The organism is Cryobacterium sp. PH31-AA6 (assembly GCF_030063195.1).
Classification (GTDB): domain Bacteria; phylum Actinomycetota; class Actinomycetes; order Actinomycetales; family Microbacteriaceae; genus Cryobacterium.
On record NZ_JASISS010000052.1, the window covers coordinates 1 to 5867 of the forward strand.

Genomic DNA, 5867 nt, shown 5'->3' on the forward strand with positions numbered 1-5867 from the left:
CAACCAGGAACCCCAGTGGAACACTCACGGCATCGAGGCCCAGCCCTCAACCGCGCCCGAAACCCAGAAACCCAATCAAACCGAAATCACGATTCCACCAGCGGTCGACCGGTGGATTCAGGTTTAGGAATCAGACGAATATGGGAGGTCCGGCTGTCGAGCGGGTGTTACACTTTCAAACATTCTGGGGGGGGCATGTCAACGGTGCGAACGAACGGCGTCTGGAGATGGGTGATTGCCGGCACCTTTTTGCTGGCCGTCGGAGCGGCAACCGGGTGGGCTGCCACTACGGTCCTTGCTCCCCCGACACGCGCCTTGGAAGCCCGAAAATTTACCACGGTTGAGGTGGCGCAAGGTGAGGTCGGGTCGAGCCTAAGTCTAAACACTGCGTCTGTTTGGACTTTCAGTCCGATAGGAACGAATCAGGCTGTCGGCATCATTACGAGCATTGCCATCAAACCCGGTGAGGACGTCGACCAGGGCTCAACTCTCTATACTGTGGGGTTGCGACCGGTAGTTGTTGCGCGAGGCGACGTTCCTGCCTTTCGTGCGATTGCGGATGGCTCGATTGGGGCTGACGTTGGGCAGTTGCAAACCATGCTCTCCGATTTGGGCTACTACTCGGGTGTCGCCGATGGTAAGGCTGGCGCGTATACGTCGGCAGCCATTAAGAAGTGGCAAAAATCCCTCGGCCTCGAGGAATCGGGAACGGTGGAGCCGGGGGATGTGATTTTCGTCCCGTCCCTTCCAACCCGTGTTGCACTAGACGGCGGTGTAATCAAACGTGGCGCGACCCTCGCCGGGGGAGAGTCAGTTGTCCAGGGGCTGCCCCCTAGCCCCACCTTCTCCGTTCCTGTAACTGACGCTCAAGCGGTCTCCATGCCAGCGGGAACGCGAGTGGAGATTACGGGGCCGGACGGAAGCCTGTGGGAAAGTCTCGTCGTTGCACATGTCAAGGACGCAACCACGGGCAGCACAAACGCAATCCTTGCGGGACTAGATGGCTTGTCGATCTGCCGCGATCAGTGCGGATTAGTGCCCGTCAGCGGCCAGTCACTTCTGCCATCCAAGGTTGTCACTGTCGAAACCGTCAAGGGTCTGAGCGTACCGTCGGCTGCGTTGATCACCACCCCCGATGGATCGGTAGCCGTTGTTGACAAGGCCGGGTCCCTGCATCCGGTTACTATCATTGCCAGCGCGAGAGGCATTTCTCTCATTGAGGGGGTCCGAGAAGGGTTGCACGTGCGGTTGCCCTCGACTACCGGGCCGAGCTGATCCGATGATTCTTCTTCAAGCCCGATCAATAACGTTCAGCTATGGCCGTACACCGGACATCCTGACTGGATGGGATCAAGCTTTCGAATCAGGGGAAGTCGTCGCGATCACAGGGCCTAGCGGCTGCGGCAAGTCGACGCTTTTGTATTTGCTCGGCTTAATGCTGAAGCCCACCGAGGGGAACGTGGTCGTGGATGGCTTCGATGCTGCCCATCTTTCCGACAGTAGACGGGCACATCTAAGAGCCACCATGTTCGGATTCGTCTTCCAGGACGCGGCGCTAGATATGGGTCGGACTGTGCTCGACAACGTCCTGGAGACTGCGCTATATAGAGGGGAATCGCGCCGTGACGCATCGTTTCGCGCCTTGGAGTTGATGGAGCAGTTCGGTGTCGCAATGAGGGCGACTCACAGGCCAGGCGAGGTCTCGGGTGGTCAAGCCCAACGTATAGCACTGGCGAGAGCCTTGCTCAATCATCCCCGAATACTCTTGGCCGACGAACCCACTGGGAACCTAGATCCTGTATCGGCGGGAATCGTCGTACAGGCACTGCGGGATCGGGCGTCCTGTGGAGCGGCCGTCATCGTCGCCACTCACGATCCCGCGCTGGTTGAGCAATGCGACCGAATTGTCCGCTTGTGAGCCGGATTGGAGCAATTCTCCGCGAGGCCTGTGCCTCGGCGCTCAGCCAACCGGTCGCGTCGATCGTCTCGATCACGATTGTGTGCGGCATGTGCTTGACTGTGCTCTTGACGACAGGGCGCACGGTGGGCGCTGAACAGGCAGTAATCTCCAGCATCGACTCAGCGGGCACTCGATCAATCGTCGTTCGAGCGGATTCTGACGCCGGCCTTACCAGCGACGTGCTCGCCCGGCTTTCCCGTCTAGATGGCATTGTGTGGGCGGGCGCATTCGGCGCAGCCGACGATGCGAGGAACGCCAAGATACCCGGCGGTCCGAAGGTCCCTATCCGACAATTCTACGGCTCGGAGCTCGCGCCGCTGGGCGTTTCTCGCGTGTTTCCGCTCACCAATCACTCATCGGTCGCCTCTCGAATTGCCCTCAGTCAGTTGGGAATGCCGAATGGTGTTGGTGGAGTACAGACCGTCGACACGGGAACCGACTATGCCATCGTTGGGTCTCTCACCGTTCCGGACTATCTCCAGTTCCTCGAACCGTTGATCCTTGTGCCGCAGGACCCGACGGCGGACGCCACCGCAGAACCGGTGAGTATTTTGGTCGTAGTTGCCAAACGACCGGATCTCGTGGCGCCCGTCTCCCGAGCAGTGCAATCTATCCTTGCGGTCGATGATCCGACCAAGATTGAGGTATCGACAAGCGAACAATTGGCGACACTTCGAGGACTCGTGGAAAGCCAGTTAGGCCTCTTCGGTCGAGATCTCGTTCTTGTCGTTTTTGCAGTAACGGGAACGCTCGTTGCTGCAATTCAATACGGGCTCGTTATGTTGCGGCGGAAAGATTTCGGCCGGCGCCGCGCACTCGGTGCCAGCCAGTCCCTCATTGTCACTCTCGTACTGGCCCAGATGGTCATACTCAGCGCCGCGGGCACGCTTGTAGGCAGTGCCGCGGCCGCAGCTGCTCTCGCCATTCAGGGCGACCCGTTGCCTGCACCCAATTACTTCGCTGGCATAGCGATCCTGGCCATAGTTGCCTCCACCATCGCAGCCATTGTGCCCTCAGCGGCCGCGGCACGGCGCGATCCGCTGCGGGAACTTCGCGTGCCTTGAGCATTTTCTCCGGCTACCCCGGGTCCAGAAGTTGTTGGGCGTTGCATTAAGGATCCCGGACGCCATCCGAAACGATTACAAGTACTCAGCGGCGGCAGCCTCCGCCAAGGCTGAAGAAATAGCTGAATACAACGCGGCACACCCAGAGGCGACCCTCCAGCCGGCACTCCCGGATCCGGAAACCGACATGCTGATCGATACCGCCTACACGCTGACGACGGACGGGCTGGAGGCCAAGGGCCTCGACGTCGGCCATTTCTCCCTCGAAACCGCCGGAACGTGTGACGAGGTCTCTCGGTTATGCGCGCAGAGCGTGGGAACCCCTTGGAGGTTCTCATCCGCGCCAACGCTTCTGATCTCCTCGCCTATCTGGAAAGGCGAATCGATCCGCGCGCAGATGCAGCCGATGTCTTGAGCGAGACCTTCATCATCGCGTGGAAGAAGGCCGGTAAGGCCCCAGCCGACGCGTTGGGCGGCCGAATGTGGCTATTCACGATCGCTCGCAACCTGCTCCTCAACGCTCGCCGGACGGCGCGGCGGCGGTTGGCCGCCACTGATCGCCTGCGATGGGAACTCGAACAATCACAAACAGGAACGGACCTATCCGACGCCACGGCTGTGCGTGCTGCGGTCGGGAAACTACCGGCGGACCTTCGCGAACTCATTGAACTGGTCCACTGGGAAGGATTCAGCCTCGTCGAAGCGGCCCAGATCACCGGCATCACTGCGTCAACAGCACGGTCACGGTACGCGTCCGCGAAAGGGCGACTTCGCACTGCGCTGGCCTTCGCTCCCGAGGAATCCCTCAGCTAAGGAGCCGCCCGGTATGTCGGCGGCCGCGGGGAAGAAGCGAATGCGCTCACGCTGAGGAAAATGTCACGCCCCCTCAGCAGCGTCGGAACTGGTCGCACCGGGGAGACGCAAAGACGATCTTGTACTTGTGCCTCCTGGATACGCCTTGGCCTCCCTCGTAGAGTAACAAATACGCGCCGTGCGGTAGTTGCGCGATCGTTCAGGCTCTCGACGCCGAGACGCACACGACCTAGAGATCGGGGCACAGCATGACTCAGTCAGGTGGCCATGCCGGGCGATGGCAAGTAGTGGGCGCGATCCTGTCCTTCCTTGCCAAGGGCATCGGTGCCGGGCTGTCCTCGATCGCCACCATGACTTTCGGAGGCCGAGCGGCCCCCGGCGACCTGCCCACATCGCCGCCGCCGAAGGAGTATCGACCGTAGGCGACCAGCGCAGGTGGCGCGCTCAGCAGGCCCCAAACTTGGGACTTTCCAAGATCACCGGATGTGCCCTAAGTTCAGGGTCATGGGGAAGTAGGAGCGAATTGCACCCGAACCGAAAACTGATCGTGAAGGCAGCGATAGTAACCCTGGGTTCCTTGGCCTGCATCTTTCTGGGCCTTCTAGGTTGGATCATGGCTTACATCGGATGGTCGTCCCAGAATGACCTTGATGCCAGCCAACTACTTCCGAGCGTGCTGATTCCGACATTCTTACTCATCGTTGGCATCCTGTCGGTCGTGAACTTCATTCGAGGCGTCCGTGAGGGAAACAAGCGGCAGTCCTAGATGTGCTGAACTCCCCAGCGGGGCAGCAGCCCCGCCAGGGGTTCCCCATTGGGACCAGACGAGATGCACCCTTCCGCCGGGTGGGCAACGATTGCGCATCGACAGGTGATGGGGGGTTGGACGGCAAATAGTCCCCGGCTACGTTGGAGGCGACCGCCTGGACCTCGGGTCGGGGCAAGGACGAGGAGGCTGGATGACACGGGTCGTTTCCTCGGGCACGCTCCTGACGGTGGCCGCGCTCTTGGCTGCTGTGCTGTGGTGGGTAGCGGGTATCCGGTTTGCGATGGCTCCCGTCGAGCCGCCGCGTCCCAGTCCGAACTACGTTGTTCAAGAGGCATGGAGCTTGGGCGCGATCCCCGTGATCATGGCGGTGGCCATCGTGGTCGGCGTGATCGCCGCGCGCCGAGCGAGGAACCGCGGCGGGCTGGTTCTTTTCGGGTGTTGCGCGATGGCGCTGACGACAGTACTCGGTGCGGTCCTCGCGTTCAGCTTGTCCTGATCAGTGGCAGTTGACCTTGGTGATCTTCACGTCCGTCGCGGCATCTTCGTGGATCGGTAAGGTGGCAATGGCTTTGTCGCCTTCGGCGAGTGAGCCGGTGATGCCGTTGGTGAATCCGACGACGGCGCCCGACTCATCCATGGTGTCTGCTCTGATGTACACGCCGCTGGGGCACGAACCGTAGGCGTAGATCTCAATTTGGCTGCATCTGCCTTGCCCGCAGTGTTCCTCGTCAACGAAACGCGTTGCGACACCGTCTCCGCGGTCCTTGAACCCATTCGGGAAATCCGGCTGACTGACTGTTGGGGTGCCCGTGTCATCCGGTCCCGGATCGGCGAAGGCGGAACAGCCCGTCAAGAGCACCAGTGACGCAGCTACCGCGAAAAAGCTTGTGAAACAGCGAATCATCTGGTTCCCCCCAGGTCGATTAGCGTCGACACTACTAGTTTCCGACCAGCACGGAGCAAGTTCTCACGCTGCAGGCGGTGCCTGATCTCACTGTCGCCGCCGTGCGGAACGCAACTCCCAGTCGCGAATTTCAGTTTGCAGCGCGCAGAGGCGAAGCGCAATCGAAGCATCGGCGCCTCTGTTGGGCCGTGACACCGCTCACCTCCGATATCGGTCGCCAATGCCCGTTCAGGGTTCCGCTTTCGGATGGGCAGTGCGAGCGCGAATCGGTGGCGCTCAGTTGGCCACGGCCGGGTGACGAGGTGCTCTTCTGGCAAGCTGTGGTGATGACCGGGGATACACGCGTCGTCCAATCAA

The 5867-nt window shown here is 60.8% G+C and carries 7 protein-coding genes; 6 read left to right on the top strand and 1 reads right to left on the bottom strand.

The annotated features are described in order from the left end of the window. The first annotated feature begins 195 nt into the window (after positions 1-195). The 6 genes from QMG61_RS17225 to QMG61_RS17250 all read left to right on the top strand — a co-directional run bounded on the left by QMG61_RS17225 (position 196) and on the right by QMG61_RS17250 (position 5102). Positions 196-1275, top strand: a complete 1080-nt coding sequence (locus QMG61_RS17225; RefSeq protein WP_283495563.1) for a peptidoglycan-binding domain-containing protein — start codon at positions 196-198, stop codon at positions 1273-1275. 4 nt (positions 1276-1279) lie between these two features. Continuing rightward, positions 1280-1918 carry an ABC transporter ATP-binding protein gene (locus tag QMG61_RS17230; protein WP_283495564.1) on the top strand — a complete coding sequence of 213 codons (639 nt, stop codon included), beginning with the start codon at positions 1280-1282 and terminating at the stop codon, positions 1916-1918. Next, positions 1915-3024: an FtsX-like permease family protein gene (locus tag QMG61_RS17235; protein ID WP_283495565.1), complete on the top strand. Its 1110-nt coding sequence runs from the start codon at positions 1915-1917 to the stop codon at positions 3022-3024. The genes QMG61_RS17230 and QMG61_RS17235 overlap by 4 nt, the downstream gene beginning before the upstream one ends. 324 nt (positions 3025-3348) lie before the next feature. Next, the gene (locus QMG61_RS17240) at positions 3349-3837 is read left to right on the top strand and encodes an RNA polymerase sigma factor (RefSeq protein ID WP_283495566.1); all 489 of its coding nucleotides are present in this window, start codon (positions 3349-3351) and stop codon (positions 3835-3837) included. A gap of 248 nt (positions 3838-4085) precedes the next feature. Beyond that, positions 4086-4259 (top strand): hypothetical protein, encoded by a 174-nt coding sequence (locus QMG61_RS17245; protein WP_283495567.1) that lies wholly within the window; start codon positions 4086-4088, stop codon positions 4257-4259. Between the two features lie 537 nt (positions 4260-4796). Next, on the top strand, positions 4797-5102 hold the full coding sequence (locus tag QMG61_RS17250) for a hypothetical protein (protein ID WP_283495568.1): 306 nt from the start codon (positions 4797-4799) through the stop codon (positions 5100-5102). Here QMG61_RS17250 and QMG61_RS17255 read toward each other — a convergent pair whose 3' ends face one another. Beyond that, positions 5103-5510: a hypothetical protein gene (locus tag QMG61_RS17255; RefSeq protein WP_283495569.1), complete on the bottom strand. Its 408-nt coding sequence runs from the start codon at positions 5508-5510 to the stop codon at positions 5103-5105. Positions 5511-5867 lie beyond the last annotated feature (357 nt).

Coding starts and splice junctions, on each gene's coding strand:
- QMG61_RS17225 (WP_283495563.1), top strand. CDS start 196: ATGTCAACGGTGCGAACGAACGGCGTCTGGAGATGGGTGATTGCCGGC.
- QMG61_RS17230 (WP_283495564.1), top strand. CDS start 1,280: ATGATTCTTCTTCAAGCCCGATCAATAACGTTCAGCTATGGCCGTACA.
- QMG61_RS17245 (WP_283495567.1), top strand. CDS start 4,086: ATGACTCAGTCAGGTGGCCATGCCGGGCGATGGCAAGTAGTGGGCGCG.
- QMG61_RS17250 (WP_283495568.1), top strand. CDS start 4,797: ATGACACGGGTCGTTTCCTCGGGCACGCTCCTGACGGTGGCCGCGCTC.
- QMG61_RS17255 (WP_283495569.1), bottom strand. CDS start 5,510: ATGATTCGCTGTTTCACAAGCTTTTTCGCGGTAGCTGCGTCACTGGTG.